We start from the raw sequence: 1,378 nt of genomic DNA on the forward strand, positions 1-1,378 counted from the left end.
TGGGACTTCAATCAAGAGCTTGCACCCCATCATTTAATCTTCCAGCACCGGGCAGGCGTCACACCCTATACGTCCACTTTCGTGTTTGCAGAGTGCTGTGTTTTTATTAAACAGTCGCAGCCACCGATTTTTTGCAACCGCTTTGGGCTCCCTTTGTACAAGTTCACCTACTTGCGGCATACCTTCTCCCGAAGTTACGGTATCAATTTGCCGAGTTCCTTCTCCAGAGTTCTCTCAAGCGCCTTAGAATACTCATCTCGCGCACCAGTGTCGGTTTGCGGTACGGTCGTGTGTAGCTGAAGCTTAGTGGCTTTTCCTGGAAGCAGGGTATCACTCACTTCGTCTGCAAGCAGACTCGTTATCACCCCTCATCTAAGCCCGGCGGATTTGCCTACCAGGCACGACTACAGGCTTGAACCAACATATCCAACAGTTGGCTGAGCTAACCTTCTCCGTCCCCACATCGCACTACACATCGGTACAGGAATATTGACCTGTTTCCCATCAGCTACGCATCTCTGCCTCGCCTTAGGGGCCGACTCACCCTACGCCGATGAACGTTGCGTAGGAAACCTTGCGCTTACGGCGAGGGGGCTTTTCACCCCCTTTAACGCTACTCATGTCAGCATTCGCACTTCTGATACCTCCAGCACCCGTTACCAGGCACCTTCACAGGCTTACAGAACGCTCTCCTACCACTTGCAATAAATTGCAAATCCGCAGCTTCGGTAACTGGCTTAGCCCCGTTACATCTTCCGCGCAGGACGACTCGATCAGTGAGCTATTACGCTTTCTTTAAATGATGGCTGCTTCTAAGCCAACATCCTGACTGTTTTAGCCTTCCCACTTCGTTTCCCACTTAGCCAATTTTAGGGACCTTAGCTGGCGGTCTGGGTTGTTTCCCTCTTGAGTCCGGACGTTAGCACCCGGTGCTCTGTCTCCCAAGCTGTACTCTGCGGTATTCGGAGTTTGCATAGGTTTGGTAAGTCGCCATGACCCCCTAGCCTAAACAGTGCTCTACCCCCGCAGGTAATACTTGAGGCACTACCTAAATAGTTTTCGGAGAGAACCAGCTATTTCCAAGTTTGTTTAGCCTTTCACCCCTATCCACAGCTCATCCGCTAGTTTTGCAACACTAGTCGGTTCGGACCTCCAGTACCTGTTACGGCACCTTCATCCTGGCCATGGATAGATCACTTGGTTTCGGGTCTACACCCAGCGACTGGACGCCCTATTCGGACTCGATTTCTCTACGGCTCCCCTATTCGGTTAACCTTGCCACTGAATGTAAGTCGCTGACCCATTATACAAAAGGTACGCAGTCACCCTTGCGGGCTCCTACTTTTTGTAAGCATGCGGTTTCAGGATCTATTTCACT

Annotated in this window: 1 rRNA gene; it reads right to left on the reverse strand. The window is 51.1% G+C overall.

The annotated features are described in order from the left end of the window. Positions 1 to 1,378 (reverse strand): 23S ribosomal RNA (locus DTS01S_RS29160); the annotation flags it as partial.

The organism is Delftia tsuruhatensis NBRC 16741, assembly GCF_001571325.1.
GTDB classification, from domain to species: Bacteria; Pseudomonadota; Gammaproteobacteria; order Burkholderiales; family Burkholderiaceae_C; genus Comamonas; species Comamonas tsuruhatensis.